The 25,825-nt window shown below is 61.4% G+C and carries 26 protein-coding genes; 15 read left to right on the top strand and 11 right to left on the bottom strand.

All coding sequences use genetic code 11. From position 1 onward, the window contains the following. Window positions 1-12: 12 nt before the first annotated feature. From secF to BLW50_RS09135, 3 genes are all read left to right on the top strand, one after another. A complete protein-coding gene (gene secF / locus BLW50_RS09145; RefSeq protein WP_090700611.1) occupies window positions 13-942 on the top strand; it encodes a protein translocase subunit SecF in 930 nt (309 codons plus the stop codon). A gap of 64 nt (window positions 943-1,006) precedes the next feature. Continuing rightward, complete coding sequence (locus BLW50_RS09140; RefSeq protein WP_090700607.1) at window positions 1,007-1,393, top strand: Mth938-like domain-containing protein; 387 nt, start codon at window positions 1,007-1,009, stop codon at window positions 1,391-1,393. Window positions 1,394-1,400: 7 nt separating this feature from the next. Then, entirely contained in the window at window positions 1,401-2,270 is an 870-nt protein-coding gene (locus tag BLW50_RS09135) for a phytoene/squalene synthase family protein (protein ID WP_090700605.1), read from the top strand. Here the strand turns inward: BLW50_RS09135 and BLW50_RS09130 are convergent. The 4 genes from BLW50_RS09130 to BLW50_RS09115 all read right to left on the bottom strand — a co-directional run bounded on the left by BLW50_RS09130 (window position 2,203) and on the right by BLW50_RS09115 (window position 5,904). Further along, a complete protein-coding gene (locus BLW50_RS09130) occupies window positions 2,203-3,246 on the bottom strand; it encodes a class I SAM-dependent methyltransferase (protein WP_090700602.1) in 1,044 nt (347 codons plus the stop codon). The genes BLW50_RS09135 and BLW50_RS09130 overlap by 68 nt on opposite strands. Window positions 3,247-3,556: 310 nt before the next feature. After that, window positions 3,557-4,963 carry a methylenetetrahydrofolate--tRNA-(uracil(54)-C(5))-methyltransferase (FADH(2)-oxidizing) TrmFO gene (trmFO, locus tag BLW50_RS09125; RefSeq protein ID WP_090700600.1) on the bottom strand — a complete coding sequence of 469 codons (1,407 nt, stop codon included), beginning with the start codon at window positions 4,961-4,963 and terminating at the stop codon, window positions 3,557-3,559. A gap of 155 nt (window positions 4,964-5,118) precedes the next feature. Then, complete coding sequence (locus BLW50_RS09120; protein WP_090708915.1) at window positions 5,119-5,274, bottom strand: DUF1127 domain-containing protein; 156 nt, start codon at window positions 5,272-5,274, stop codon at window positions 5,119-5,121. Window positions 5,275-5,622: 348 nt separating this feature from the next. Continuing rightward, the gene (locus tag BLW50_RS09115) at window positions 5,623-5,904 is read right to left on the bottom strand and encodes a hypothetical protein (RefSeq protein ID WP_090700598.1); all 282 of its coding nucleotides are present in this window, start codon (window positions 5,902-5,904) and stop codon (window positions 5,623-5,625) included. 198 nt (window positions 5,905-6,102) lie between these two features. Here BLW50_RS09115 and BLW50_RS09110 point away from each other — a divergent pair, with 198 nt between their 5' ends. Further along, on the top strand, window positions 6,103-7,740 hold the full coding sequence (locus BLW50_RS09110; protein ID WP_090700595.1) for an acyl-CoA synthetase: 1,638 nt from the start codon (window positions 6,103-6,105) through the stop codon (window positions 7,738-7,740). 177 nt (window positions 7,741-7,917) lie between these two features. Here the strand turns inward: BLW50_RS09110 and BLW50_RS09105 are convergent, their stop codons facing one another. Further along, complete coding sequence (locus BLW50_RS09105; RefSeq protein WP_090700593.1) at window positions 7,918-8,895, bottom strand: Bug family tripartite tricarboxylate transporter substrate binding protein; 978 nt, start codon at window positions 8,893-8,895, stop codon at window positions 7,918-7,920. 145 nt (window positions 8,896-9,040) lie between these two features. Here BLW50_RS09105 and BLW50_RS09100 point away from each other — a divergent pair, with 145 nt between their 5' ends. The 3 genes from BLW50_RS09100 to BLW50_RS09090 all read left to right on the top strand — a co-directional run bounded on the left by BLW50_RS09100 (window position 9,041) and on the right by BLW50_RS09090 (window position 12,698). Then, window positions 9,041-10,462, top strand: a complete 1,422-nt coding sequence (locus BLW50_RS09100) for an MmgE/PrpD family protein (protein ID WP_090708911.1) — start codon at window positions 9,041-9,043, stop codon at window positions 10,460-10,462. Window positions 10,463-10,640: 178 nt separating this feature from the next. Then, on the top strand, window positions 10,641-11,771 hold the full coding sequence (locus BLW50_RS09095; protein ID WP_090700592.1) for a cupin domain-containing protein: 1,131 nt from the start codon (window positions 10,641-10,643) through the stop codon (window positions 11,769-11,771). Between the two features lie 75 nt (window positions 11,772-11,846). Next, window positions 11,847-12,698: a fumarylacetoacetate hydrolase family protein gene (locus BLW50_RS09090; RefSeq protein ID WP_090700589.1), complete on the top strand. Its 852-nt coding sequence runs from the start codon at window positions 11,847-11,849 to the stop codon at window positions 12,696-12,698. 105 nt (window positions 12,699-12,803) lie between these two features. Here BLW50_RS09090 and BLW50_RS09085 read toward each other — a convergent pair whose 3' ends face one another. Both BLW50_RS09085 and BLW50_RS09080 read right to left on the bottom strand, forming a co-directional pair. Continuing rightward, the gene (locus tag BLW50_RS09085; protein WP_090700586.1) at window positions 12,804-14,354 is read right to left on the bottom strand and encodes an FAD-dependent monooxygenase; all 1,551 of its coding nucleotides are present in this window, start codon (window positions 14,352-14,354) and stop codon (window positions 12,804-12,806) included. Between the two features lie 57 nt (window positions 14,355-14,411). Beyond that, on the bottom strand, window positions 14,412-15,386 hold the full coding sequence (locus BLW50_RS09080; RefSeq protein ID WP_170850073.1) for a Bug family tripartite tricarboxylate transporter substrate binding protein: 975 nt from the start codon (window positions 15,384-15,386) through the stop codon (window positions 14,412-14,414). Between the two features lie 221 nt (window positions 15,387-15,607). Between BLW50_RS09080 and BLW50_RS09075 the strand changes: the two genes are divergently transcribed. From BLW50_RS09075 to BLW50_RS09055, 5 genes are all read left to right on the top strand, one after another. Further along, a complete protein-coding gene (locus tag BLW50_RS09075) occupies window positions 15,608-16,837 on the top strand; it encodes an alpha-hydroxy acid oxidase (RefSeq protein ID WP_210186059.1) in 1,230 nt (409 codons plus the stop codon). A 254-nt stretch (window positions 16,838-17,091) separates the two neighbouring features. After that, a complete protein-coding gene (locus tag BLW50_RS09070; RefSeq protein WP_170850072.1) occupies window positions 17,092-18,813 on the top strand; it encodes a thiamine pyrophosphate-requiring protein in 1,722 nt (573 codons plus the stop codon). A 248-nt stretch (window positions 18,814-19,061) separates the two neighbouring features. Then, window positions 19,062-20,345, top strand: a complete 1,284-nt coding sequence (locus BLW50_RS09065) for an amidohydrolase family protein (protein WP_090700580.1) — start codon at window positions 19,062-19,064, stop codon at window positions 20,343-20,345. A 2-nt stretch (window positions 20,346-20,347) separates the two neighbouring features. After that, on the top strand, window positions 20,348-20,641 hold the full coding sequence (locus BLW50_RS09060) for a hypothetical protein (RefSeq protein WP_090700577.1): 294 nt from the start codon (window positions 20,348-20,350) through the stop codon (window positions 20,639-20,641). A gap of 20 nt (window positions 20,642-20,661) precedes the next feature. Further along, window positions 20,662-21,030: a Rieske (2Fe-2S) protein gene (locus BLW50_RS09055; protein WP_090700575.1), complete on the top strand. Its 369-nt coding sequence runs from the start codon at window positions 20,662-20,664 to the stop codon at window positions 21,028-21,030. Window positions 21,031-21,173: 143 nt separating this feature from the next. Here the strand turns inward: BLW50_RS09055 and BLW50_RS09050 are convergent, their stop codons facing one another. Further along, window positions 21,174-22,112, bottom strand: a complete 939-nt coding sequence (locus BLW50_RS09050; protein ID WP_090700573.1) for an aldo/keto reductase — start codon at window positions 22,110-22,112, stop codon at window positions 21,174-21,176. Between the two features lie 152 nt (window positions 22,113-22,264). Here BLW50_RS09050 and BLW50_RS09045 point away from each other — a divergent pair, with 152 nt between their 5' ends. The 3 genes from BLW50_RS09045 (at window position 22,265) to BLW50_RS09035 (ending at window position 24,455) form a co-directional block, all read left to right on the top strand. Then, the gene (locus BLW50_RS09045) at window positions 22,265-23,035 is read left to right on the top strand and encodes an SIR2 family NAD-dependent protein deacylase (protein WP_090700571.1); all 771 of its coding nucleotides are present in this window, start codon (window positions 22,265-22,267) and stop codon (window positions 23,033-23,035) included. Between the two features lie 295 nt (window positions 23,036-23,330). Next, window positions 23,331-23,831: a cold-shock protein gene (locus BLW50_RS09040; protein WP_090708907.1), complete on the top strand. Its 501-nt coding sequence runs from the start codon at window positions 23,331-23,333 to the stop codon at window positions 23,829-23,831. Window positions 23,832-24,050: 219 nt separating this feature from the next. After that, window positions 24,051-24,455 (top strand): DUF192 domain-containing protein, encoded by a 405-nt coding sequence (locus BLW50_RS09035; RefSeq protein WP_090708904.1) that lies wholly within the window; start codon window positions 24,051-24,053, stop codon window positions 24,453-24,455. On the opposite strand, the gene BLW50_RS09030 is transcribed toward BLW50_RS09035, so the two are convergent. From BLW50_RS09030 to BLW50_RS09020, 3 genes are read right to left on the bottom strand one after another with little or no spacing between them, the layout of a single operon-like run. After that, window positions 24,452-24,805 (bottom strand): TfoX/Sxy family protein, encoded by a 354-nt coding sequence (locus BLW50_RS09030; RefSeq protein ID WP_090700569.1) that lies wholly within the window; start codon window positions 24,803-24,805, stop codon window positions 24,452-24,454. The genes BLW50_RS09035 and BLW50_RS09030 overlap by 4 nt on opposite strands. Then, on the bottom strand, window positions 24,802-25,272 hold the full coding sequence (locus BLW50_RS09025; RefSeq protein ID WP_090700566.1) for an SRPBCC family protein: 471 nt from the start codon (window positions 25,270-25,272) through the stop codon (window positions 24,802-24,804). Before BLW50_RS09025 ends, BLW50_RS09030 begins: the two co-directional genes overlap by 4 nt. Continuing rightward, window positions 25,269-25,589 carry an ArsR/SmtB family transcription factor gene (locus BLW50_RS09020; protein ID WP_090700564.1) on the bottom strand — a complete coding sequence of 107 codons (321 nt, stop codon included), beginning with the start codon at window positions 25,587-25,589 and terminating at the stop codon, window positions 25,269-25,271. Before BLW50_RS09020 ends, BLW50_RS09025 begins: the two co-directional genes overlap by 4 nt. Window positions 25,590-25,825: the final 236 nt, after the last annotated feature.

The raw sequence follows: 25,825 nt of genomic DNA, 5'->3' as shown, positions 1-25,825 counted from the left end.
TAGAAGGCGCACATGTTCCGATTCCGTCTCGCCCCCGACAACATGCATTTTGGCTTCATGCGCCTGCGGCGCCTGAGCTATCCATTCTCCGCGCTGATGTCGATCCTGTCGGTCGTCGCCTTTCTCACGGTCGGCCTTAACTTCGGCATCGACTTCTCCGGTGGCACCATGCTGGAGCTGCGCGCCAAGTCGGGGCAGATGGACCTGTCGCAGTTGCGCCAGCTTGGCGACAAGCTGAACCTCGGCGAAGTCGAGGTTCAGGCCTTCGGTGATGGCCAGGATGCGACCTTGCGTCTGCGCCTGCAGCCCGGCGGCGATCAGGGCCAGCGCGACGCTGTCGACAAGGTCCGTGCCTCGCTTGGCGATGCTTATGAGTTCCGCCGCACGGAAGTGGTAGGCCCGCGCGTGTCCGGTGAACTCGTTCAGTCGGGAACGCTTGGCGTTGTGCTGTCCGTCGTTGCTGTTCTGATCTATCTCTGGTTCCGCTATGAATGGCAGCTCGCGGTCGCGGCCGTGATCGCGACCATGCACGATTTGTTGCTGACGGTCGGCTTCTTCGCCGTCACGCGGCTTGAATTCAACATCACTTCTATCGCCGCGATTCTGACGGTGGTCGGTCTATCTCTCAACGAAACCGTCGTCGTGCTCGACCGTATTCGTGAGATAATGAAGAAATATCGCCGCTCCACCATGGCCGAGATCATCGATATGTCGATCAACGCGGTTCTGTCGCGCACGATCATGACGGCGACGACCACTTTGCTGGCGCTGCTCGCCCTGGTGTTCTTCGGCGGTCACGTCATCCAGTCCTTCTCGCTCGCCATGATGTGGGGCGTGCTGGTGGCAACCTATTCGTCGATCTTCATCTGCTCGCCGATCCTGATCTATCTTGGCGCGCCGGGCCACGCGGCCGACATCAAGCAGCCGGCGACCACACCCTAGGGCAAATTGCGGAACGCGATTTGTCCGGAGCGCGCTTGAGCGCGTTCGGCTGCGGGAGGTCTGCATGAATACGCAGCGATACGAAGGATTCTTCCCGGGTGAGGCCATCATAGATGGCTATGGCGCCGGCGGCTTTCAGTTCGCCGGCATGTCGCATCGCGGCTCCATCATCGCGACGCCTGTAGGCATTCACGCCTGGACGGTGAATGACATCTCAGAGCTTGATATCGCCAGTTTACGGCCTGTGTTTGACGCGCCGAAGGAGACAGTCGAACTGCTGCTGATCGGCACCGGCCGTTCGCTGGTGCCGCTGCCGCCGGCGATCCGCCAAGCGCTGCGCGCTCGCGGCCTGCGCTTCGATCCGATGGCGACGGGCCATGCGGTTTCGACCTACAACATCTTGCTCGGCGAGCGCCGCAAAGTGGCAGCCGCCCTTATCGCTGCGCCATGAGTGCGTCATGAGCGAACTATCGGAGAGCGGGCTAGCGGAAGCCTATACGACCTGCGAACAGGCTCTGCGCGCAGGCGATCGCGACCGCTGGCTGGCGTCGCTCTTCGTGACAGCGCAGCATCGGCCGCATATCCACGCGCTTTATGCCTTCTCCCATGAAGTGGCGCGGGCGCGCGAAGCGGTCTCCGATCCGCGTCTCGGTGAAATCCGCCTGCAATGGTGGCGCGAGGTGATCGAAGGTGTGCGTGACGGGGAAGCGCAAGCCAATCCGCTGTCGCGGGCGCTGCTCGATACGATCACGAAGTTCAATTTGCCGAGAGCTGCGCTGCTCAATCTGATCGAGGCGCGGCGTTTCGATCTCTATGACGACCCGATGCCGAGCCTGAACGATCTGGAAGGCTATTGCGGCGAAACCTGTTCGGCGCTGTTTCGCTTGAACATGATCATCTGTGCCGGGGGCCATGACCCCGGTGGCGGCGAAGTCGCCGGCCATGCCGGTTGCGCCTATGCGATGGCTGGTTTGTTGCGGGCGCTGCCGTGGCACGTTTCTCGTGGCCAGTGCTATCTGCCAGGCGACGTGTTGAGCCGCCATGGCGCGCTGGTTGAAGCGGCGACGGCGGGGCTCGATTCGCCGGCGCTACGGCTGGCGCTGGCGGATTTGCGCGATCGTATTCGCGTTCATCTCGCCGCCGCGCGGGCCGGTTTGGTGCAGGTGCCGGATGAAGTTCGGCCGGTGTTCGCGCCGCTTGCTTTCGTCTCGCCTTGGCTGAAGGCGATGGAGAAGCGCGGCTACGAACCCTTCCGCACGCTTATTGATCCGCCGCAATGGCGGTTGCAATGGGCGCTGGCACGGTGGCCGGGCCGGCTGCCGCGTTGACGGCGCGGGCGCGGGGCGCTTCTCCGGATGTCCGATAATAGGCGATGATATCCTTCGGGTGCAGGGTCACCTGCGATTTCATGCCGAAGAAATAAACGCCGTTCGCCGCATCGAGATTTTCCCGGCGCCGGGTGAAGCGATCGAGGAAGCGCAGCCAGAAGAATGGCAGCGACAGCGCCGTCGCGAACTTATTGCCGAGCCCGAGAGCGCGCAGGAAATAGCGATAGGACCACAGCAGCGATACACCAGCACCGCCGACAGCGCCGGCATCGATCTCGCTGAAGCGGCGAAACAGCCAGCGATGCGCGCTCGGGCTGAAGCGTTGGAAGTCATAGGCGCCAGCATGCACCTGCTGCATGAACGGCGTGTCGGCGTAAACCAAGCCGTCGGCCTTGAGCACGCGATGCAGTTCATCGACGACGAGTTCCGGCTCAAGCACGTGTTCGAGCACGGCCTGAATCCAGATGGCGTCGAAACTGCCATCTTTGAAGGGCAGGTGGTGAGCATCGGCGATCAAAGTCGTCACCGCCGAGGGAAACACGTCGGTTGAAACGATGCGCACATCGGTCTGCTCATAAAGCGCTTGGATGCCCGAACCGACCGTGCCGCCACCAACCACGAGCACCACCGGATCCTTGCGGCCGCGCAGGCGCGCCACCAGGTCGTTGCACTTGGCCTTCGCGGCCTCATTGGTGCCGAACAGACCTTCGCGCAGTTTCATCCGCAGCATGCCGAAGGTCGACGTGGTGTGGCTGCCGATGTCGGGTATGTGGCCGTCAGTGAATTCGGGCTCGTCGAATAGGCTGCGCGAGAAGTCGACCAGAACTGGCTGGCGGGCAGCATTGACGAAGCCGGCACCGCCGGCCCGGCAACGGGTGTCGGCGCAACGCAATTTGGAGCCAGTGGTGATCAGGGCACCATGGCAGCCTGGGCAGCGCAAAAGCGCATAAATGTCTTTGGCCTGGGCAACGGGCATGCAACTTCTCCTCGTGTACCGGGCGCCGCTGCTCGTCCAGTGACATGGTCGGCCCATCCCATGAGGGGAGGGGTAAAGATTGATAACGATCGCCGCTATCGTCGGCTTCGATCACCTGAATTGCTGGCCTCGCAATTGATCAAGGTGATGGTCAGTAAGTTTGAGTAGGTAAATTCGCTATTTGGTAACCATAGGCGTTAGTCTTAATGCGCGCAATCATAACGCTAAAAATGTAGTAAACAATTAACCTTAATGTGAACGCCAGGCGCTCCGCGGCGCTTCACATGACCTTTGTCACAGCCGAAAGACCTCAGACGGTGGCGGGTTCCGCCAGCCAAGCTCCCAAATCGCGCTTGGCCCGTTCGGTCAACAGGCGCTTGCGCGCCTGTGACTTCTCCGGTCCCCGCAATCGCTTGCCATCAGCGCTTTTGACCGCCGCTTCGATCGGCGGAAACAGTCCGAAATTAACGTTCATCGGCTGGAAGGAGGGCGGGCCCGCGTCGATGGTCTCGATATGGCCGCCAGTGATGTGGTTGATCAGGGCGCCGATAGCTGTGGTGGGGGGCGGCAGCTTGGCCATCTGGCCAAGGGCTTCGGCGGCTGCCATGCGACCAGCGATCAAGCCGATGGCCGCGCTTTCCACATAACCTTCGCAGCCGGTGATCTGGCCGGCGAAACGGATGCGGGGATCAGCTTGCAGCCGCAGCAGAGGGTCGAGCACTTTCGGTGAATTGAGGAAAGTATTGCGGTGCAGGCCGCCGAGGCGGGCGAACTCCGCCTGTTCGAGGCCGGGAATCATGCGGAAGATGCGCGTCTGCTCGCCATGCTTCAGCTTCGTCTGGAAGCCGACCATGTTGTAGAGCGTACCCAGCGCATTGTCCTGGCGCAGCTGCACGATGGCATAGGCTTTGACGGTCGGGTTGTGCGGATTGGTCAGGCCGACGGGCTTGAGCGGGCCATGGCGCAAGGTCTCGCGGCCGCGCTCCGCCATCACTTCGATCGGCAGGCAGCCGTCGAAATAGGGCGTGCCTTCCCATTCCTTGAAGCTGGTTTTGTCGCCGGCGATCACCGCATCAAGGAAGGCTTCGTATTCGTCGCGCGACAACGGGCAGTTGATGTAGTCGGCGCCCGTGCCGCCCGGGCCGACCTTGTCGTAGCGGGACTGGAACCAGGCTTTACCCATGTCGATCGAATCGCGGTGCACGATCGGCGCGATGGCATCGAAAAAGGCGAGTTCGGTTTCGCCAGTCAATTTGCCGATGCTGCGCGCCAACGCCTGGGAGGTGAGCGGGCCGGTGCAGATGAGGATCGAAGGCCAGTCCTGGGCCGCAATGTCCTGCACTTCCTCGCGCACCAGCTGAATCAACGGCTGCGCGGCGATCGCTTGCGTCACCGCTTGGGCGAAGCCATCGCGGTCGACAGCAAGCGCGCCACCTGCCGGCACCTGATGGGCGTCGGCGGCGCGCATGACGAGCGAGTCCATCTGGCGCATTTCCCAATGCAGCTGGCCGACGGCGTTCATTTCCGCATCGTCCGAGCGAAAGGAATTGGAGCAGACGAGTTCCGCCAAAGCGTCCGTCGCATGGGCATCCGTCGGGCGGACGGGCCGCATTTCGTGCAGGACGACCGGTACGCCCAGGCGGGCGACCTGCCAGGCAGCTTCAGATCCGGCGAGACCGCCGCCGATAATGTGAATGGGGTGCCGGGGTGCTTGCATGGGGCGGGTTATGCCGCCGAGGGCAGGCTGGGGCAATGGCTGCAGCGATTTGCGCAGTGCAAAAATAATGCGCCCGCCGGGGGAGGGTCCGGCGGGCGCTTAAACGTGGGGGGCTGAGGGAGGGGAAGCCCGTCCACGCTATTCCAAAATTCTAATCAGATGCCCGAGCTTTGACGCGCAACGGCGTGGATTTCGGAGCGGGTAATGCCCAGATCATGCAATTCACGGTCCGAGAGCTGCGAAAGCTCGGCCACCGCGACCCGATACCGACGCCAGGAGTCAACCCAGGCTACAATGCTCTTGATAGTCATCTTATCCTCACTTGACGGACTGGCTTGCAGCCCGTCGTTCATGAGCTCTATGTAGAATGATGCGGTGCACAATGCCATAGCTAAGATTGATTACCTGATATGCGTTTAACGCATGATGTTACAGAATTTAGATTTTGTCATATATAAAAATAGTGACATGACCCCGTCATATTGCTTTTTTCAGGCCTAAAATGGGCCAAACTTAGTAACAAGAGATGCATTATATGCATTGCCGCGACGCAAAATGCCCGTAAAGGGGACAAAACTGGTCAAAATGGCATCGGAAAGCAAAAGAAGCGGGCAAAAGAAGTATCTGTTGCCCGCTCTTGTCGAAATTAAGCCGTCTTTTCAGTAGCAGACCCGAACCGGGCGGCGATAACCGATGACCTCGCCCCAGGAATTGTAGATTGGGCGCTGGCGCAGCTCGCAATCATAGGCCGGAGCGGCATAGGCGGGCTGGGCGGCGGCGATGGCGCCACCAACGATAGCCGCGCCGAGCAGGCCGACGGCGAGACCGCCGCCATAACCGTGATGTTTCCAGCCGGCCGAAGCCGGGGTCGAGGAAACCGCGAAGGTCGCGGCCAGGGCCAGGGCGCCGACGGTGGCGGCGAAGGTTTTCTTGGTGATCATGACGCTCTCCCGATCTGTTCCGGGCCGGCGGACATTCCCGACCGGCGATGAAATGACCTTAAGGACAGTCTGGTCGGAAGAATGTGCGCGCCAGCACGCGTCGCGTTTTCCCCATCGCCCTCTCTTGTTGCTACTTGCCGCGCAACTTCGCATTGTCTTGGTGACTGGTGAGGCAAGGATCGAGGGCGGAGCGGTACGATGGTTGGTCATGTCTATTCCAAGGGGTTGGATCGTAACCCGGCCAATTATGTGCCCCTATCGCCCTTGAGCTTTCTCGAACGCGCCGCGTTGGTGCATCCGCATTTACCAAGCGTCGTCCACGAGACGCGCGCCTTCACCTGGGGTGACACCTATGCCCGCTGTCGCCGTCTCGCTTCGGCGCTGGCGGCGCGCGGCATTGGTGCTGGCGATACGGTGGCGGCCATGCTGCCCAATGTGCCGGCCATGTATGAAGCGCATTTCGGCGTGCCCATGATTGGCGCGGTACTCAATACGCTCATCACCCGTCTTGATCCCGAGGCCATCGCCTTCATGCTCGATCACGGCGAGGCCAAAGCGGTGTTCGTCGATCCGGAACTGGCAACCGTGATCGAACAGGCGCTGGCGCTGAGCAAGGTGAAGCCGTTCGTCATCGATGTCGCCGACCCGGCTTTCTCCGGTGGCAAGACCATTGGCGAAATGGACTATGAGGATTTCATCGCCACAGGCGATCCCGCTTTCGGTTGGCATCTGCCAGATGACGAATGGAACGCGCTGGCGCTGAACTATACGTCAGGCACGACGGGCAATCCGAAAGGCGTCGTCTATCACCATCGCGGCGCTTATCTGAACGCGGTGTCCAATGTGCTCGCTTGGGATCTCGGTGCGCATCCGGTCTATCTGTGGACCTTGCCGATGTTTCACTGCAACGGCTGGTGCTATCCCTGGACCATCGCGGCGGTGGCTGGCGTCAATGTCTGCCTGCGCAAGGTTGAAGCGGCGAAAATCTTCGAACTGATGGCCCGCCATGGCGTCACCCACATGTGCGGCGCGCCGATCGTCTACAACACGCTGGTCAACGCCAGCGATGCGCGCAAGGGCGAGGCACGTGCGGTGAAGGGCAGCGTTGCTGGCGCGTCGCCGCCGATGGCGGTGATCGCTGGCGCCGAGAACATCGGCATCAAGCTCACCCATGTCTATGGTCTCACCGAAGTCTATGGTCCGGCCGGCGTCTGCTCGCCGCAGCCAGACTGGGCGGCGCAGCCGCTGGAAGAACGCGCCAAGCTCGCCCGGCGCCAGGGCGTGCCCTATCATTTGCAACAAGCGATGACCGTGCTCGATCCGCAGACCATGGAAGAAGTTCCGCACGATGGCGAGACCATGGGCGAGATCATGTTTCGCGGCAATATCGTCATGCGCGGTTATCTGAAGAACGAGAAGGCCACGCAGGAGGCTTTCGCCGGCGGCTGGTTCCACACCGGCGATCTCGCGGTGATCGACCCCGACGGCTATGTGCTGATCCGCGACCGTTCCAAGGACATCATCATTTCCGGTGGCGAGAACATCTCTTCGGTCGAAGTGGAAGATGTGCTCTATAAACATCCCGCCGTTTTGGTCGCCGCCGTCGTGGCGAAGCCTGATCCGAAATGGGGCGAGACGCCCTGCGCCTTTATCGAGGTGAAGGAGGGCGCTACAGTCACTGAGGCGGAGATCATCGCCTTCTGCAAGACGCAGCTCGCCAGCTTCAAAGTGCCCAAGGCGGTTGTCTTCGGCATCATCCCGAAGACATCGACCGGCAAGATCCAGAAGTTTCAACTGCGCAGCCAGGTCGGCAGCGTCAAGGCTTTCGCCAGCTAACTCTATAACCTTGGTATCATCCCGGACGCCTGCACAGCAGGCGATCCGGGAACCAGGGGCGCGCGGTAAAATGTTCTGTATTGGGCACTTGTGAAGACGCTACGCTGAAAGGCTGAAGGGGTTGCCCCTGGATACCGGATCACGCCAGCGGCGTGTCCGGCATGACACAGCAGCCTCCTATTGCGGCTCCAACTTGGCCAGCCTCACATACTCAGCCCAATCGGCGATCTCCTTATCGATATGAGCCTTCGTCTCCGCTGGCGTAGCGACGAACGGTTCGGCGCCGAACTTGCCGAGGAAGTCGCGCGTCTCGTCTTGCTTGCCGATCTCGGTAAACCAGCCGCTGAGTTTGGCGATGACGGGCGCTGGCGTTCCGGCGGGCGCGGCGGTGACCCACCACAGATTCATATCGACCTTGGGAATGCCCGCTTCCTGCAAGGTCGGGATATCCGGCAGGGACTTGATCCGCTTGCCCGTGCTGACGCCGAGCGGCCGCATCTTGCCTTCGCGGATGCGTGCGAGCGCGAATACCGGGTCGCCCATGACGAAATCGATCCGCCCGCCGAGCATGTCGTTGATGAAATCGACGCTGGTGCGGTACTGCACCTGCAAGGTCTCGAGACCGGCGTAGTTCTTGTAGAGTTCGGCAAGAATGGTCGCTGGGTTGTTCGCCGTGGCGTAGGACGCTTGGTCCTTCTTCTCCTTGAGATAGGCGGTGAGCTCAGCCACCGTCTTGAAGGGTTTCTGCTCATCGACCAGCAAGATGAAGCCTTGGCTCACCAGCGGCGAGATATAGATGAAATCCTTGCGCGGATCGGTGGTCGGTTTCTTGAACAGATAGAGTGGCGAGGCGAAGGAATCCGAGCCGCCGATGAACAGTGTGTAGCCATCTGGCTTGGAACGCGCGACATATTCGGTCGCGATACTGGCGGCGGCGCCCGGACGGTTTTCCACAACCACGGTACGCTTGGCTTGCTGCGACAGTTTATTGGCGAAATAGCGCGCATAGACGTCGGCGCCACTCCCGGCTGGGAAGCCGACGACAACCTTCATGTCTTGCGTGGGATAATCCTGCGCCCAGGCGGGCGCTGCGGCCGTGGCGGCCATGAGTGTCAGCAATCCAGCGCAGGCGCCGGCAAGCGGTATCCTCCTCATGCTTCTTCTCCCTCGAAGCGCGGACGCACCCTCCAGCGCAGCCGCAAGCCCGCAGGCTGGCACGCCGGCCGTTCATTGACAATCGGCTGATAGCCCGGTGAATGTGCCGCCACATTATGCGCCGCGCAGAAAGGCCCGCTTGTTCATGTCCATTCCGTCCTCCGCCATCACCGAACAGGCCGTTTCCTTTATCGAAAATCTTCGTTTCGACGATTTGCCCACGGAAGCCCTACGGATTGGCCGGCGCTGCATGGTCGATACATTCGGTGTGATGCTGGCGGGCACGTCTGAACATGCGGTGCATATCTTGATGGACGACGCGGCCGAGCAGGGCGGCCGGCCCGATGCGTTTTTGCTGGCCGCTGGCTGGCAACGCGTGCCAGCGGCCATAGCGGCGCGCGTTCTGGCCACCGCAGGCCATGCCCACGATTGGGACGATACGCAGGTCTCCCACGATCCAGCCCACGTCTATGGTCTCTTGACCCATCCCTCCGTGCCGCCGCTAACGGCCGCCCTGGTCATGGCGCAGCGCCTCGGCGGTGTTGATGGCCGCCGTTTCATGCTCGCCTTCCAGACCGGCTTCGAGGTCGAGTGCAAGATTTCCGAATGGATGTTGCCGCGTCACTACCGGCGCGGCCACCATTCATCGGGCACGGTGGGCACCTTCGGCGCGGCGGCCGCGACCGCCAAACTGCTTGGCCTGAAGGGCGAACAGCTCGCCCATGCACTTGGCATTGCCGCCTCTTTCGCCGCCGGTATCCGCGCCTCTTTCGGCACCATGACCAAGCCGCTGCATGTTGGTCGCGCCGCCGAGAATGGCGTCACCGCGGCGTTGCTCGCCGCCCGTGGCTTCACCGCCGATCCCGCTGTGCTCGACGGCCCCTGGGGCTTCTTCTCGGTGATGGGCGAGGGCTTTGATCCGACGAAGATCGCTCAAGGTTTCGGCCGGCAACTGACGATCACCGATCCAGGCGTCAGCATCAAACCCTATCCCTCCGGCATTCTCACCCATCAATCGATGGATGCCATGCTGAAACTGGTGCTCGATCATGATTTGAAAGCCGACGAGGTCGAGCGCATCCGCTTCTATGCCGGCAAGAATATTTTGGAGCCGATCCGCTATCCGGTCGCAGCCAATCACCTGCAGGCGAAATTCTCCATGCCGGCGCTGTTGTGCATGATCCTGCTCAAGCGTCGCGCCAGTCATCATGAATTCATGGACTCGTTCGTGGCGTCGCCAGCTATGCAGGATTTGCAAAAGCGCACACAAGTGCTCGGCGATCCGCAGATCGACGCGCTGGGATATGACCTGATCCGCTCGCGGATCGAGGTCGACACCAGGGATGGTCGAACGCTGGTGCAATGGGCGGACGAGCGCTATCGCGGCGGCCCTCTCAATCCGCTGTCCGATGCCGACCTGGAAGGCAAGTTCCGCATGTGCGCCGAAGGCGCGCTCGACGCCGGCGCGCAGGCGAAACTGCTTGAGGCCGTCCATGGCGTCGAAAACCTCACCAGTGCCGCGCGTCTGGCGGAGTTGATGGTTTTCGACGGACGCCAGCCGCACTGAGCGTGAATTTTGCGTGGGAATGCCGCCGGTCCGTCCCAATCATCTTGGCCTTGAGTTGCCAAAGCCCCTATGATGGGCAACAAAGCAATCTGGGGGGCGAAACGTCTATGGATAGACCTGCCGCGATCGATTCCACTGCTGCCTGGGCACCGGGCCGGCTTTCGGCTGAGCGTCGATCATGCGTCTGCCTCCTTCTGCCGAGCACAGGCCGCGCCATCAGAACACTGACGCAGAGCGGCCGCGCACCAAAATTCCGAAACGACAAGGAAAGCCAATCGTGACAGAGGAAAACACTGCCCTTGCCGCGTTCAATGCCCGTGTCGCGGAAGATCATTTGGTCGGCAACTGGATCGTCGAGCCGCACCTGGCGTCGCTCGGCGATGGTCCAAAGCCGGCATGCGCACCTTATCTTTGGAACTGGAAGACCGTTCGCGACCACCTGCTGCAAACATTCACCGTTCTTCCCGATGCGGAAGGGGCGCGGCGGGTGCTGACGTTTCTCAACCCTGCGCTCCCCCGCGGCACGACCCATACCCTGTCCTCGGGCATCCAGCTGATCGGCCCCGGCGAAGTCGCGCCGGCCCACAATCATTCGATGAACGCGCTCCGTTTCGTCATCGAAGGGTCCTCAAAGCTGGAAACAGTGGTCAACGGCATTCCATGCCCCATGGAAAACTATGATCTCATTCTGACGCCGTCATACAGCCTGCACGACCACTACAACGGATCAGACGGCAACGTCTCCTGGCTCGATGTCCTGGACGTCACCCTCTATGGACGGCTCAATCAGATGTTCTTCAGCCCACACGATGAGCCTCGTCAGGCTCATCGCAATGTCACGCTCGGCGAGGGACCAGCCTGGTTGCGCCCGCGATGGGGCGAGCCGCAGGACTGGAGCCAGTACCGCTTTCCTTGGGCCGAGACGTATCCGCTGTTGAAACGACTGGCGAGCCAGGGGCCGGGATCGCCGACCAACGGGGTGATGCTCGAATACACCAATCCCGTGACCGGAGGATCGCTGTTCCCGACGATGAGCTGTACCCTGCAATGGCTGCATCCTGGGCAGACGACCCGCCGCTATCGCCGTACCACCAGCAGCATCTACTTCGCGATTCAGGGGCAGGGCACCCTGACCGTGGATGGCAAGAGCCTATCCTGGGGACAGCACGATACTTTCGCGTTGCCGAACTGGGTTTGGCACACGTTCGCCAACACGTCGAAGAGCGAGCCGACCATTCTGTTCGGCGTTCATGACGAGCCCGCCATTCGCGCGCTCTCTATGTACCGGGACCAGATCGCCGAGGCCTAAAGCCATCGGCGTTTCGGTCGAAATGCGATTTTGCCCAGAATTACAGCACCACAAAACGTCAGCAGAGGGGAAACGATGCGAATCTGTAGGTTTGATGCCAACCGAATCGGCGTGGTCAAAGGCGATAAGATTCACGATGTGACGGACTGCCTCGATCGGCTTCCGGCGTTGCGCTATCCCTTCCCACAGGAGGATCAGCTTGTCGCTCATCTCGATGAGCTGCTGCCGGCGTTTGGCGCCAAGGCATCAACCACTCCTGGCATCGAACTGAGCAAGGTGAAACTGGAGAACCCTGTTGCCAATCCCAGCAAGGTGATCGGCGTCCCCTCTAACTACAAAAAACACATTGAGGAAGCGGGGCGCGATCCCATGATCGGGCAGGGACGACCGCGGCAGACGCTTAAGGAAGCGGGGCTGTTTCTGAAGGCGAATACGGCGCTGTGTGGCAGCGGCGACCCACTTGTTCTTCACTTCCCGGATCGCCGCACCGATCACGAGCTGGAGCTTGTCGCGGTGATCGGCCGGAAGGCGAAGAACATCACGGAAGCCGAAGCCCTCGATCACGTGGCCGGATATGCCATCGGTCTCGACATGACGCTGCGTGGCGCTGAAGACCGCAGCCTACGCAAATCGATCGACACCTACGCCACCGTCGGACCTTGGCTTGTGACCCGCGACGAGATTGCCAATCCGGATTGTCTCGACATGACATTGTGGATCGATGGCGAGAAACGACAATCCTCGAACACCCAACACATGATCTATAATGTGGCGCAACAAATCGCGATCGCTTCGACGTTCTACACGTTGTTGCCTGGCGACATCATCATGACTGGAACGCCTGAAGGCGTGGGCCCAGTCAAGTCCGGAGAGCACATGCGCGCTGAAATCGAGGGGATCGGCGCGATGGAAATTCGGGTGCTATAGCGTTTCGAGCGCAGTGGATATCGGTTCGTGTAAGAAAGCGCGTCAAAACAAAAGCCAGAGATCCTTCACCGTTTCATTAAAACGGTGAAGGCCCCAGGTTGAGCGCTACAAGCCTCGACACCGTGACAGGATCGCTTTGGCGTCAAAGGCGGCGCCCCCGCGCCAGGCAACATGTCCATCGGGGCGAACGAGAGCCCAGGCTTCCCCATAGAGTTCCGCCACATTGCGATCGTCGATCATGATCGCTTTCAGCGGGACCTCGTCTTCCTCCGCCACGCGGATCAGGCTTTCGGTCTCGGGGGTCGCCTCGAAGTAAAGCAGGGTCAGATCGGTGTCGAACAGATCGAGAGTTGAACGTCCATCGGCAAGCCAGGCGTGAGGCGCCCGCATGCCCGCCCGCGCCCGGCCGCTCGCGTTGTTGTCGTCTCGTTGCACGATGGGAGAGTTCTCGTAGGTATAGGTCATCTTCTCTTCTTCGCTGATCGAGAAGGCGCCCAGATTTTTATGCCAGTCGATCGGCGCGGTGCTTGATTCATTGCCGGTCGACTGGCCAGGAATATTGCGAATATGGCCATAGATGCGCGTTGCGACAGCCACATTGCGCAGCGCGATCGGCCGACGTTCGACTTCGTAAGAGTGGAGCAGGTGCGGTCCACCCCATCCTTCAATCAGCGCGGCGAGTTTCCAACCAAGATTGACGGCCTCTTCAAGGCCTGTATGCATGCCAAGCCCGCCGGTTGGCGAACATTGGTGCGCGGCATCGCCGGCGATCAGGACGCGGCCTTGCCCATAGGTGTCGGCGACGACGTCGCGGCGTTCCCACGGCATCACCGACAGCATCTCGTGGGGGAAGGGTGCACCCGCCATCTTCACCAACGCGGCCTCGGGATCGCGAACGAAGGTTTCGTCGTCGAAGACCGTCAGGCGCCAGAGCTCGCGCCCGTCGATCGAGATCAGCTCGGCCCAGCAACCGTTCGCGTCGATGAGGCGATAGAACCTGGCCCAGCCCTTGTCATGGAAGGAAGCGAGGGCTTGAGAGCGAAAGAAGATGTTGACGCTGTGGGCGACGACACGCAGTTCGCCGAGGCTGATGGCGAGTTTCTCGCGTACAACCCCGCCGGGACCATCGCATCCGACCAGATATTGGCCGGCAAGTGTCTCCGTGCGATCCGTGGCAAGATCGGTGAGAGAGGCTGAAACGCCGTCATCGGTCTCCTCGAAGTCATCCAACCGCACCCCGTAGCGAAGTGTCACCGTGTCATAGCTCGCGGCTTGCTTGGCGAGGATCGGATCGAAGTAGATCTGAGGGCAATGACAGCCGCCTTCGGGCGTGAAGCCGAGCAAACCGCGCGCCGCCGAGGGGGGCAGCTTGTTGCGTGCGAATTCGCGACCACGCAGGTTATCCAGATAGACGAAGTCCATGGCATGGCTTTCGGGCCACACGGCCGTGCGAACCTCTTCCGCAATCCCCCAACGTCGGCAGAACTCCATGTTGCGCGCGCTGACCGCGCTCATCCTTGGCAAGCTGATGGAGCCATCGCGCTTTTCTACGACCGTGCAGGCGATGCCGCGCATCCCCAGCTCGCAGGCAAGAGCCAGTCCCACCGGGCCGGCGCCAGCGATGATCACGGATGTTGCGGAATGCGTTATCGTCATTTCAAACTGCCATTTCGATGATCACGTGGATGAAGATAGTCAGATAAAAGCTTCGCCCTATTGCGGCTCCAGCTTTGCCAATCTCACATATTCGGCCCAGTTGGCGACGTCCTTATCGATGAGCGCCTTCGTCTGCGCCGGCGTCGCGATAAAGGGTTCGGAGCCGAAACGGGCAAGGAATTCGCGTGTCTCCTCCATCTTGCCGATTTCGGTGAACCAGTCGTTGAGCTGGTCGACGATCGGTTGCGGCGTGCCCGCAGGCGCCGCCGCCGTCCACCAGAAATTCATGTCGACATTGGGAATGCCGGCCTCCTGCAAGGTGGGAATATCTGGCAGCGATTTGATCCTTTGGCCAGTGCTGATGCCGAGCGGTCGGAATTTGCCTTGGTTAATTTGTGCCAGCGCGAACACCGGGTCGGCCATGGCGAAATCAATCCGCCCGCCAAGCATGTCGTTGATGTAGTCGGCGCTGTTGCGATACTGCACCTGCAAGGTCTCGAGCCCTGCCGCGGCCTTGTAGATTTCCGAGAGAATGGTCGACGGGTTATTGGAGGTGGCGTATGAGCCCTTGTCTTTTTGGGCTTTCAGATGGGCGGTGAGGTCAGAAATCGTCTTGAAGGGTGCCTGCTCGTCTACCATCAGGATGAAGCCCTGGCCGAGCAGTGGCGAGATATAGACGAAGTCTTTGCGCGGATCGGTGGTCGGTTTCTTGAACAGATAGAGCTGGGAGGCCAAAGTGGCGCCGCCAGCGGCCAGCAGGGTGTAGCCATCCGGTTTCGATCGCGCCACGTACTCGACGGCGATGCTTGCTGCCGCGCCGGGTCTGTTCTCGACAATCACCGTGCGTTTGGACACCTGTGTCAGCTTGTTTGCGAAATAGCGGACATAGACGTCGGCACCGCTGCCGGCGGCGAAGCCGACGACGACCTTGATGCTTTGTGTGGGGAAATCCTGAGCCGACAGGGGCGCGACGGCTGCGGCGGCTATGAGCATCGATCCGGCGCAAACACCGGCAAGCGATATCCTCCTCATACTCTTCTCCCTCGATGCGCGGGCATTTTCGAACGCCATCCACGCCGACGCAAGCTGGCACGTCGCTCCTTCGTTGACAACCGCCGATGCCAAGGAGAGGTCATCGCCTTGGGTTTGAATATCGTGCCGCGGAATGTCACTCTACGTGCCGCCGCCTTGGCCTTGGGCGACAAAGCTCCTATGATGCGGCAACAAAACAGTCCTGAAGGGGCGAAACGTCCATGAATAAGCCTGTCGTGATCGATTCCTCCGCCGCCATGCCGGCTTCCGGCGCGGCGCCGATCACGCGTCCGCCGCCATCCGCCGACCACATGCAGCGCTATCAGAACATCGAGGAGCTGCGTCAGGCCGCGCGCCGCCGCCTGCCCAAGGGCGTGTTCGAATATTTCGACCGCGGCACGATGGACGAGCTGTCGCTGCGCTACAACCGCACGGCGTTTCAGTCGGTCAAACTGCGCAACAAAGTCTGCATCGACGTCACCAAGCGTAGCACCGCCACCACTTTATTCGGCAAGCCTTTGTCCATGCCCTTAGCGGTCGGGCCGACGGGTGCAGCTGGGGTCTGCTGGTTCGAGGGCGAACTAGCGCTGGCCCGCGCGGCGGCGCGCTTTGGCGTGCCGTTCACCTTGGCGGTGCTGTCGCTCAGCACGATCGAGGCCGTGGCCGCCGCCGGGCAGGGCGCGCGGCAATGGTTCCAGCTCTATGTCTGGCCGGAGCGTGAGCAATCCTATGCATTGGTGCGCCGCGCCAAGGATGCCGGCTTCGAAGCCCTGGTCGTTACCGTCGACACCCAGGTCTCACCGGTGCGCGAATATAACCGCCGCAACGGCTTCACCATGCCGTTCTTCATCAACGGCCGGGCGGTGTGGGATGTGATGCTGCATCCGCGCTGGGCGGTCGGCACCTTCGCGCCGCACTACTTTAAATATGGCATGCCGGCCCTGGCGCATCGGCCAAAGCCCGGCAAGGGCGGCGAACGGCCCTCGCTCTCCGGCAGCGATGTCACCTGGGAAGATATTAAGCGCCTGCGCGACATGTGGAAGGGCCCGATGATCCTCAAGGGGCTGCACCGCGCGGAAGATGCCGCACGCGCTGCAGCCGAAGGGCTCGATGCGGTGATCATCTCCAACCATGGCGGCCGCAATCTCGATACTGCCGTCAATTCGCTCGACGTGCTGCCGGAGATCAAGGCTGAGGTCGGCGACAAGCTCAAAGTGATGATCGACAGCGGCATCCGCCGGGGCGGCGACATCCTCAAGGCGCGGGCGCTCGGCGCCGATCTGGTGCTTACCGGCCGGGCGACGCTCTACGGTACCTGCGTCGGCGGCGAGGAGGGCGCCTATCACGCCCTGCATCTGCTGCGCCACGAACTGGAAACCGACATGGGTTTCACCGGCTGCTGCACCAATGAGGATATCGGTTCGCACGTGCTGTGGCAGCCGAAGAGGTAGTTCGGGCTCTGCGTGTCACCCCGGACGACTGCGTAGCAGGCGATCCGGGGCCGAGGGGCGCGTGGTAGTGATGTTAACAACCAGAGTTGATCCAGCGTTTTAGCACTGGCCCCTGGTTCCCGGGGCCGCCTTTCGGCGCACGGGATGACAGGGAGATAGAGGTGTCTTACCGGGTTTCTTCTTCCACGATCCTGCTTTAAAGCAGGGGTGAAGCGGCCAGCTGAACAGGCCGCGCGAAAACCCTGGGTGGAAACGTGTCTGTCAAAACAATCGCCTCCGGCACCGTCGCCGAAGCCTATATCGAACTATTAGCCGATCGCGGCATCGACTTCCTCTTTGCCAACGCCGGCACCGATTTCGCGCCGCTGATCGAAGCCCTGGCGAAATTCGAGGGGGAAGGGCGCAAAATGCCCAAGCCCGTCATCGTTCCGCACGAAAATGTCGCCATTCACATGGCGCTTGGCCATTATTTGCAGAGCGGCAAGCCGCAGCTCGTCATGGTCCATGTCAATGTCGGCACCGCCAATTCGATTTGCGGTCTGATGAACGCCTGGCGCGGCAACCTGCCGGTTCTGTTCACCTCGGGCCGCACGCCCTATAGCGAAGAGGGCGGCGTGCTCGGTGCGCGTACCGGCGAAATCCATTGGCCGCAGGAAATGCGGGACCAGGGCGCGCTCGTCCGCGAGATCGTTAAATGGGATTATGAGCTGCCCAACGCCCACGTGCTGGAGCAGACCGTCGATCGCGCGTTGAGCGTCACCATGAGCGAGCCGAAGGGGCCGGTCTATCTGACCCTGCCGCGTGAGGTTCTGGCCGCGCCGGTCGAGAATTTCTCTTATGCCTCGCCGTCGCGCCGCCAGCCGGCGAGCGCGCCGTTCCCCGATCTCGATGCCATCGATCGCGCCGCCGATATCATCGCCAAGGCGGAAAATCCGGTCATCGTCTGCGCCAGTGTTGGCCGAGATTGGAGCGAGCCGGCAGCACTTGCCGCTCTGGCCGATGTCTTCGCCATCCCCGTCACCCAGCGCAAGCCGCGTTATGTCGCGCTGGACAGCAACCACCCAATGCATCTGGGTTACGAACCCGATGCCTTCATCACCGAGGCCGATGCAGTCATCGTCATCGAATGCGACGTGCCGTGGATCCCCAACAAGAAGTCGCCGGCCGGCGACACCAAGATCGTTCACATCGGCGTCGATCCGCTGTTCTCGTCCTATCCGATGCGCAGCTTTGCCAGCGACATCGCCATCACGGGCGCAGCCGGCCCCTCGATGATCGCGCTGGCCGCGGCCCTGGAGACGCGACGCGCCGGCGCGAAAGATCGGATCGAAGCGCGACGCAAGCGTATCGCCGAGCGCCGCGCCGCCCAGCGTCAACGCTGGCAGGCGGCACTGGAGAAGGCCAAGCACGAAACGCCGATCAATCCGGCCTGGGTCACCCATTGCCTCGACCAGGTGCGCGGCGAAGATGACATTGTCATCAAGGAAGGGCCGATCACCTATGAACATCTGACCTTGAAGAAGCCGGGCACGCTGTTCTTCACCGGTGCGGCCGGTGCGCTCGGCTGGGGCCTCGGCATGGCGCTTGGCATGAAGGCGGCGGCGCCGCACAAGCGGGTGATCTGCACGGTTGGCGATGGCGCTTATATGTTCGGCAATCCGGTCCCAGCCCACTATGTCTCGGCGGCGGAAAACTGGCCGACCCTGACCATGGTGTTCAACAATGCCATGTGGGGCGCGGTGAAGCGCAACACCCACGAAGTTTATCCCAGCGGCTATGCGGCCAAGAGCAATCGCGAGCCCTTGACCTATTTCGATCAGGAGCTGGCCTTTGAAAAGACGGTTGAAACCGCTGGTGGCTATGGCGAGAAGGTCGTTGATCCTGCTGCGGTGCCGAAGGCGATCGAACGGACGTTCAAGGTGATGGACACCGAGAAGCGCCAGGCCTTGTTGAACATTGTCTGCCGTGGCCCGTGAGAGGGGCCACGACGGTATGAGGCAATAAAACGATCAAAAAACCTTTCGTTTCGTTGTCTTAGAAGCAAGTGGGAGAGGGCGATGTCGTGCTTGACAGGACGACGATCGCCCTCCAACGATGCGCACGACAGAAGCATTCTAAACTGCAGTATGCTTGGAGCGGGGCGCACCTGCTCTCAATAAAACGATCGCGGCGCGGTCCGTTTCGTTCCTGATGCGGATCGCCGTGACAGTGCGGAGGACAACACATGGACGATCGCACGTCGGTTCCCACCGGTGTCTTCGAACTCCCGACCATCGACACGCTGAGCGACACGCGCGACCTCCTGGCCCATGCGACCAAGGAAGCCGAAAAGCTGCAGGATTATTTCGTCGTCGACTCCGATGGCCATCTCAGCGAGTTCCCGTTCTGGCAGGAAATCATCGCCCGGATGGACAACAAGGTTTACCGGGACATGGCGGAATCTTTCAAGGATCGCCCCGGTTCACCGCCCGGCCTCAGCAATGCGACGCCCGGCATGTTGTACCAGGACATGTTCGGTCGCATTCCGCATCAGCAGCGCCTCGGCGAGAAGACGCCCGAAACGCCGCACAAAATGGTGACACTGACGCAGCGCGCCATGGACACGATGGGCCTCGATTATATGGTCACACTGCCGACGCCGATGCTGGTGCTCGGCATGCATCCGCAGCCGGAGATCGAAGCGGCCATCGGCCAGGCGTTCAATGCCTGGATGTGCGAAGACATGCTGCCGCAGGAAAAGCGGATGATCAATATGATCTATCTGCCGTTCAACGATCCGGAAGCGGCGCTGCGCGAAGTCGAGAAGCATGCCGCCAATCCGCAGGTCGTCGGCTATATGGTGACGTCGACGCGGTATCGGCCGGTGCATCACGATTGCTATATGAAGCTCTATGCGGCGATCGAAGCGAGCGGCAAGCCGATCAGCTTCCACTCCGGTTTCCACTGGGGCGATGAATCGATGAAGCAGTGCAATCGCTTCCTATCGATGCACGCCATCTCCTTCGTCTATTACAACATCATCCACATGACCAATTGGGTCATCAACGGCATCCCCGAACGCTTCCCCAAGCTGAAAAGCATGTGGGTGGAGAGCGGCCTTGCCTGGGTGCCTTTCGTCATGCAACGGCTCGATTCCGAATATATGATGCGCACGTCGGAAGCGCCGCTGCTGAAGCGCAAGCCGTCGGAATATATGCGCGAGATGTACTACACGACGCAGCCGATGGAGCGCGACAATCTCGAACTGCTCGAAGCGACGTTCAAGGCGATCAACGCCGAGACGCAGCTTCTGTTCGCCACCGATTGGCCGCATTGGGATTTCGATCTGCCCAATTCGATCACGCAATTGCCGTTCCTCAACGAACAGCAGAAACGTAATATTCTCGGCCTTAACGCCGCGAAATTGTTCAATCTCGAAGTGCCGCCCCACAAGCTCGGAAAGCCAGGCCTCGGCCCGGTGGGCCAGGCGGCGGCATCGCAGGGCGTCGCCCTGTCCAAAGGACGTTGATAATGGATCAATCGGTAAAGGATGCGGGTGCGGCTTTCAGCGACGCGCTCAACGATGCGTTGAAGCGCGGCGAGGCGGCGAATATTCCCGATGAGGTCTTGCAGAACGCCATGACCGCCGTGGTGAAAGCCTATGCGGCAAAGGTGGAGAAGACCGAGCAGGAGTTTACGCCCATCGACAATCGCCTGGTCAATGCAACGGAGGCCGTTGTCACTGCCTGCGCGCTGATCCGCGCCGTCGATCTCAACATGTTCGACGTGGCGCTGTGGTTCAACCGGCCAACGCACAACCGCTAACAGATCATCGGGGCAGACACATGGCTGACGTCAAAGTGGGAAGGTTCGACGACATCGCCGATGGCGCTCACCGGGTTTACGCCACCTCCGGCCGCGAGATCGGTGTGTTTCGCGTCGGCGCCAAGGTCTATGCCTGGGAAAACCATTGCCCGCATGCCGGCGGTCCCGTGTGCCAGGGCCGCGTCTTCGGGCGCATCGGCGAGGAACTGACCGACGACAAGCGCAGCCTCGGGCTGTTCTACACCGGGCAGAAACACATCGTCTGTCCGTGGCACGGCTTTGAGTTCGACGTCGAGACCGGCCGCCATCCTGGCGATGAGAGCACGCGCCTGAAGGGCTTTCCTGCCGATGTGCGCGACGGCGATATCTGGCTCAAGCTGCCGGGCTAAGGGGTTCTACCACTCGCTCCTGGATCCCGGATCACTTGCTGCGCAGGTGTCCGGCATGACAGGCTCGATCTTGGTGTCATACCGGACACGCGAAGCGTGATCCGGTATCCAGGGGCAACCGCTTCGTACTTTGATCGTTCGTCCTACGCCGTGATCTTATCGATCTCGGCCAGCTCTTCCGCGCTCAACACCCAGGCCGCCGCCTTCACATTTGTCGCCACCTGTTCCGGTGTCATGGCGCCAGCGATGACGCTTGAAACCGTCGGCCGGCTGGCGAGCCAGGAGAAGGCGAGCTCGACCAACGTGCGCCCGCGTGCCGCAACGAAGGCTTCGAGCTGCTCGACCCGATCCCAGTTCTTATCGTTCATGTAGCGGTTCACATACATCGAGCCGGGCGCGAAGCGCGTGCCGGCGGCGCCGTGCTCCCCACGCTTGTATTTTCCGGTCAGCATGCCAGCGGCCAGGGGATAATAGGGCAGGATGCCGAGGCCGTATTTCTGGGTCACGGGCACGAGATCGGCTTCCGGCTTGCGATAGAGCAGGCTGTACTCGTCCTGGCACGAGGCGAAGCTGTTGAGGCCGGCGCTCTTCGCCGTCCAGGCCGCTTCCACCACGCCCCAGGCAGCGAGGTTGGAGCAGCCGACGTAGCGCACCTTGCCCTGGTGCACGAGATCGTCGAGCGCGCGCAAGGTCTCCTCGATCGGCGTCAGCGGATCGGGGCGATGATATTGATAAAGATCGATCCAGTCGGTCTTGAGCCGCTGCAGGCTCGCCTCGACGGCCGACATGATGTAGCGGCGCGAGCCGCCCTTGAGCTTGCCAGCCTCGTCCATCGGAAAGCCGAATTTCGTCGCCAGCACGATGTCCTTGCGCCGGTTCCCGAGAATTTCGCCGAGCGCCAGTTCGGAGCCGCCGCGATTGCCATACATGTCGGCGGTGTCGAACAGGGTCACGCCTTCGTCGAGCGCTTTGTGGACCACTGTTTTCGCCCCGGCGAGGTCGAGCCGCGCGCCGAAATTGTTGCAGCCGAGGCCGACGACCGACACCCGTAATCCTGATGTGCCCAGATTCTTGTCTTGCATGTTTCACTCACTACTTATTCGTGAATTGTTCTCGCGGTTTATTCTCACGATTTGTCCCGGCGATAGGAGCGGTTCGGGCCGCATTTTGCAATGGCCAAGAGTGCGTGCGGCGCTCATGATAGCCATGTGGTTTATGGAGGCGGGATGCGGCCATGACGCAGGATGAACTGGACGACGGGCGCAAGCGCCTCGCGGCCTTTCTGGCTGAGAGCAGCAGCGCCGCCGCTTTCACCGGGGCCGGCATTTCGACCGAATCCGGCATTCCCGATTTCCGTTCCAAGGACAGCGCCTGGCATCGCCATCCGCCGATGCCGTTCGAGTCCTTTCTGGCGAGCGAGGACAATCGTATTCTCGCCTGGGAGCGCAAATTCGCCATGGACGATTCCTATGCAGGCGCCCAGCCGAGCAGGGGGCATCGCGCCTTGTCGCGCTTGATCGCCGATGGGCTGATGAGTGCCGTGATCACGCAGAATATCGACGGTCTGCACCAGGCTTCCGGCCTCGCCGCCGATCAGGTCATCGAACTGCACGGCAACGGCACTTACGCCACCTGTCTTGCCTGCGGCGTGCGCTATGAACTCGAGGCCATAAGGCGCAAATTCGAGGCGGACGGCCGCGCGCCGAAATGCCTGTGCGGGGGTGCGGTGAAGAGCGCGACCATTGCTTTCGGGCAGGCGATGCCCGTCGAACCGATGCGGCGCGCCCAGCGCGTGGCTGAAAACTGCGATTTGATGCTGGTGATCGGTTCGTCGCTCGTGGTCTATCCGGCGGCCAGTTTTCCCTTGCTGGCCAAGGAGAACGGCGCCGCTCTGGTGATCATCAATCGTGACCCGACGCCCTTCGACGAGATCGCTGATCTGGTCCTGCACGGCGATATTGGCGCCATTCTGGAACCCTTCGAGCGCGCCAACCGTTTTGGCTAGCAACCGTTTTAACTGGCAGCCGTTTTAACTGGATTGAGGCGGCAACAGGCGAGGGCTCAGTCATCCACAGGAGTTTTCACAAATATCAGTTGGAGCGGATTTGCTCGATGCTATCCTGAGTTGGTGATTCTGGGTGATGTTGAAACGAGTTCGGCCTCATTCAGGGTGCATGGTGCGGCAATAAAAGTATCAGGCGGGGGCGGGTCCATTGACCAGCAAGGATCAGCTTGAAGGCAGAAGCGGCGTTAGCAGCCAAGAGGCTGTGTCCGAAGAACGTCCGCTCGATCTCGTTGAGATGGCCGGCCACATCAAATGGTTCGATGTCGCCAAAGGCTATGGTTTCATCCTTCCAGATGATGGCGGTTCCGACGTGCTGCTGCACGTTACTGTTCTCAAGCGCGATGGTTTCTCGACAGCGCCGGAAGGTGCGCGCATCGTCTGCGAAGTGCAGAAGCGCGCCAAGGGCCTGCAGGTTTTCAAAGTGCTGTCGCTCGATGAATCGACCGCCACGCATCCAGCCCAATTGCAAGCGCCGCGCACCCATGTGCAGGTGGCCGCTGCCGGCGGTTTCGAGATCGTCGTGGTGAAGTGGTTCAACCGTGTGCGCGGCTTCGGCTTCGTCACACGCGGCGAGGGCACCGAGGACATTTTCATCCATATGGAGACCCTGCGCCGTTTCGGCATCGCCGATCTCAAGCCCGGCGACGGTCTGCTGGTGCGGTTCGGCAATGGCGACAAGGGGCTGATGGCCGCCGAAGTGCGTCCGCTCGACACCCGGCTGCCGAGTTCCCACTAAATCTCACGTTCACGTCTGGTTGATGGCGGCGCCGATTCCGGCTGCCGCCAAACTGTGCTATCGGGCCAGGGCATCTGGCTGGGCGCGGACGACAGACTCGCGCGGAGTACATATTCGATGGTCAAATCCTTCTCATTTCTCCCGCGTCGCGCACTTTTGGCGGCTGTGATTGGCGTTTCGGTCCTTGTGGCCCCTCTGGTCGTTCCCTCGGCGCCGGCCATGGCACAGGCGGCGGCGCAGGATGAGGCGACGCTTGAGCTGCTGACCATCACCACCGCCAGCGGCGCCCACAAGTTCTCGGTCGAGGTGATGCGCTCGGACGAGCAGCGGGCCCGTGGCCTAATGTTTCGCCGCTACATGCCAGCCGACCGGGGCATGCTGTTTGATTTCAAATCCGAACAGCCGGTGATGATGTGGATGAAGAATACCTATCTGCCGCTCGACATGGTGTTCATCGCCCGCAACGGCACGGTCATCAATGTCGCTGAAAACACCGAACCGCTGTCGGAACGCACCATTCCCTCGGCCCGTCCGGCCTTCGCCGTGCTGGAGCTAAACGCTGGCGTCGCCAGCAAGATCGGCCTGAAAGCTGGCGATAAGATCGCCAATTCGCTGTTCCGCTAGGCCTTTCGTCGTCGCGCCAGCTTTTTCGGCTCAAGCGCCGCTGTGAAAGCCAGCGCCTGGGCCAGCCATTTCTCCAGCGCTGCCTTGGTGCGATAGCCCTCCGGATCCACCAGCACGAAGCCCTTAGGCTGCCGTCCGCCGATATCCATCGGCCGCACGTGCGGCCGGGCGAGCGTTTGTTGGTAGCCCTCTTGGCCGACACGGATCATCAGCGCCGCGCCGGTGACGCCGCAGCACATATGGCCGTCGACCATGAAGCAAAGCGTGCCCATCATCTTGCGCTCGGCGATCGGCCGCCCCGCCGGTAGGGCTTGCCGGATTCGCGCGGCGGCAGCTTCGTCGTAACTCAATTCGCGGCCAGGATTTCGGCGAGACGGGCGAAGCTCGTCTCCCAGGCGATGCCCGTGTTGGTGCAGATCGCCGGAACAGCGATGCCGGCATGGCGCAGGGTGATCTTGGTGCCCTGGCTCGTCGGTTCAAGCAGATAGGTGACCGTCGAGGGCTGGCCCGGTGCGCCCACCGGCTGCCAAGTGTGGACGAGTTTGCGCGGCGGGCCGATTTCCAGATATTCGCCCTCGATCACATAGGGTCGTCCATTGCCGATGCCCGAGGCCTGCCAGCGGCCGCCGACGCGCACGTCGCCGCTCCATTCGCGGGTGTCCATGACGCCGGGGCGGACCCACCATTGGCAGACTTCGCTTGTGGTCAGAGCCTGGAAAACCCGTTCCGGCGGCGCCGCGATTTCGACGCTGGCGACGATGAGCCCTTCGCTGATGTCGGCGACAGCGCGGGCGTGGTGGCTTGTGACACTGCTCATGTTCCCTCCAGGTTACGCTTCAACTGGTCGAGACTGGTCTGCCAGAAGGCGCGATAGCCTTCCAACCAGCCGGCGACGCTTTGCAGGGGAATGGGATTGACCGTGTAGACCCGCTCGCGGCCGACCTGAGTGTCGATAACGAGCTTGGCCTCTCGGAGTACGCGCAGATGCTTGGAAATTGCCGGCCGGCTGGTGCGGAAATCGGCAGCCAAGGCTCCGGCATTGGCCGGGCCGGCGCGCAACCGGTCGAGGAGCACCCGCCGGGTGGGGTCGGCGATGGCGCGGAAGACGGCATTGGTCGTGGCTGGCTGCTGCATAATCCGTAACCTTTAAGTTACATATTAGAGCGCGTGGCCGACGTGTCAAGTTTGTCGCGCCGCAGGGGAGTCGGGATCAAATAAAACCGCCGACAAGCGGGCGCTTGTCGGCGGCGAAATGGGGAACCTGGGCTGGGGGGCTTAAAAAGGTTCCCAGTTTGTCAATCGCGTCCGGGCGCGAGAGTTCCGTCGTTCAGACGGAAGGCCGAAAAAAAACGCGGGCCAGGCCGGAACCA

This window comes from Beijerinckia sp. 28-YEA-48 (genome assembly GCF_900104955.1).
Taxonomy (GTDB): domain Bacteria; phylum Pseudomonadota; class Alphaproteobacteria; order Rhizobiales; family Beijerinckiaceae; genus Terripilifer.
This window is presented reverse-complemented; position numbering and strand designations above follow the sequence as displayed.

What these genes read in the sequence shown, in the direction of transcription:
- trmFO (WP_090700600.1), bottom strand. Translation starts at nt 4,963, where the DNA reads ATGCAAGCACCCCGGCACCCCATTCACATTATCGGCGGCGGTCTCGCC.
- BLW50_RS09020 (WP_090700564.1), bottom strand. Translation starts at nt 25,589, where the DNA reads ATGCAGCAGCCAGCCACGACCAATGCCGTCTTCCGCGCCATCGCCGAC.
- BLW50_RS09045 (WP_090700571.1), top strand. Translation starts at nt 22,265, where the DNA reads ATGACGCAGGATGAACTGGACGACGGGCGCAAGCGCCTCGCGGCCTTT.
- BLW50_RS09100 (WP_090708911.1), top strand. Translation starts at nt 9,041, where the DNA reads ATGTCCATTCCGTCCTCCGCCATCACCGAACAGGCCGTTTCCTTTATC.
- BLW50_RS09060 (WP_090700577.1), top strand. Translation starts at nt 20,348, where the DNA reads ATGGATCAATCGGTAAAGGATGCGGGTGCGGCTTTCAGCGACGCGCTC.
- BLW50_RS09080 (WP_170850073.1), bottom strand. Translation starts at nt 15,386, where the DNA reads ATGAGGAGGATATCGCTTGCCGGTGTTTGCGCCGGATCGATGCTCATA.
- BLW50_RS09095 (WP_090700592.1), top strand. Translation starts at nt 10,641, where the DNA reads ATGCGTCTGCCTCCTTCTGCCGAGCACAGGCCGCGCCATCAGAACACT.
- BLW50_RS09035 (WP_090708904.1), top strand. Translation starts at nt 24,051, where the DNA reads ATGGCACAGGCGGCGGCGCAGGATGAGGCGACGCTTGAGCTGCTGACC.
- BLW50_RS09025 (WP_090700566.1), bottom strand. Translation starts at nt 25,272, where the DNA reads ATGAGCAGTGTCACAAGCCACCACGCCCGCGCTGTCGCCGACATCAGC.
- BLW50_RS09055 (WP_090700575.1), top strand. Translation starts at nt 20,662, where the DNA reads ATGGCTGACGTCAAAGTGGGAAGGTTCGACGACATCGCCGATGGCGCT.
- BLW50_RS09040 (WP_090708907.1), top strand. Translation starts at nt 23,331, where the DNA reads ATGGCCGGCCACATCAAATGGTTCGATGTCGCCAAAGGCTATGGTTTC.
- BLW50_RS09065 (WP_090700580.1), top strand. Translation starts at nt 19,062, where the DNA reads ATGGACGATCGCACGTCGGTTCCCACCGGTGTCTTCGAACTCCCGACC.
- BLW50_RS09050 (WP_090700573.1), bottom strand. Translation starts at nt 22,112, where the DNA reads ATGCAAGACAAGAATCTGGGCACATCAGGATTACGGGTGTCGGTCGTC.
- BLW50_RS09120 (WP_090708915.1), bottom strand. Translation starts at nt 5,274, where the DNA reads ATGACTATCAAGAGCATTGTAGCCTGGGTTGACTCCTGGCGTCGGTAT.
- BLW50_RS09140 (WP_090700607.1), top strand. Translation starts at nt 1,007, where the DNA reads ATGAATACGCAGCGATACGAAGGATTCTTCCCGGGTGAGGCCATCATA.
- BLW50_RS09085 (WP_090700586.1), bottom strand. Translation starts at nt 14,354, where the DNA reads ATGACGATAACGCATTCCGCAACATCCGTGATCATCGCTGGCGCCGGC.
- BLW50_RS09110 (WP_090700595.1), top strand. Translation starts at nt 6,103, where the DNA reads ATGGTTGGTCATGTCTATTCCAAGGGGTTGGATCGTAACCCGGCCAAT.
- BLW50_RS09105 (WP_090700593.1), bottom strand. Translation starts at nt 8,895, where the DNA reads ATGAGGAGGATACCGCTTGCCGGCGCCTGCGCTGGATTGCTGACACTC.
- BLW50_RS09135 (WP_090700605.1), top strand. Translation starts at nt 1,401, where the DNA reads ATGAGCGAACTATCGGAGAGCGGGCTAGCGGAAGCCTATACGACCTGC.
- BLW50_RS09130 (WP_090700602.1), bottom strand. Translation starts at nt 3,246, where the DNA reads ATGCCCGTTGCCCAGGCCAAAGACATTTATGCGCTTTTGCGCTGCCCA.
- secF (WP_090700611.1), top strand. Translation starts at nt 13, where the DNA reads ATGTTCCGATTCCGTCTCGCCCCCGACAACATGCATTTTGGCTTCATG.
- BLW50_RS09090 (WP_090700589.1), top strand. Translation starts at nt 11,847, where the DNA reads ATGCGAATCTGTAGGTTTGATGCCAACCGAATCGGCGTGGTCAAAGGC.
- BLW50_RS09115 (WP_090700598.1), bottom strand. Translation starts at nt 5,904, where the DNA reads ATGATCACCAAGAAAACCTTCGCCGCCACCGTCGGCGCCCTGGCCCTG.
- BLW50_RS09075 (WP_210186059.1), top strand. Translation starts at nt 15,608, where the DNA reads ATGAATAAGCCTGTCGTGATCGATTCCTCCGCCGCCATGCCGGCTTCC.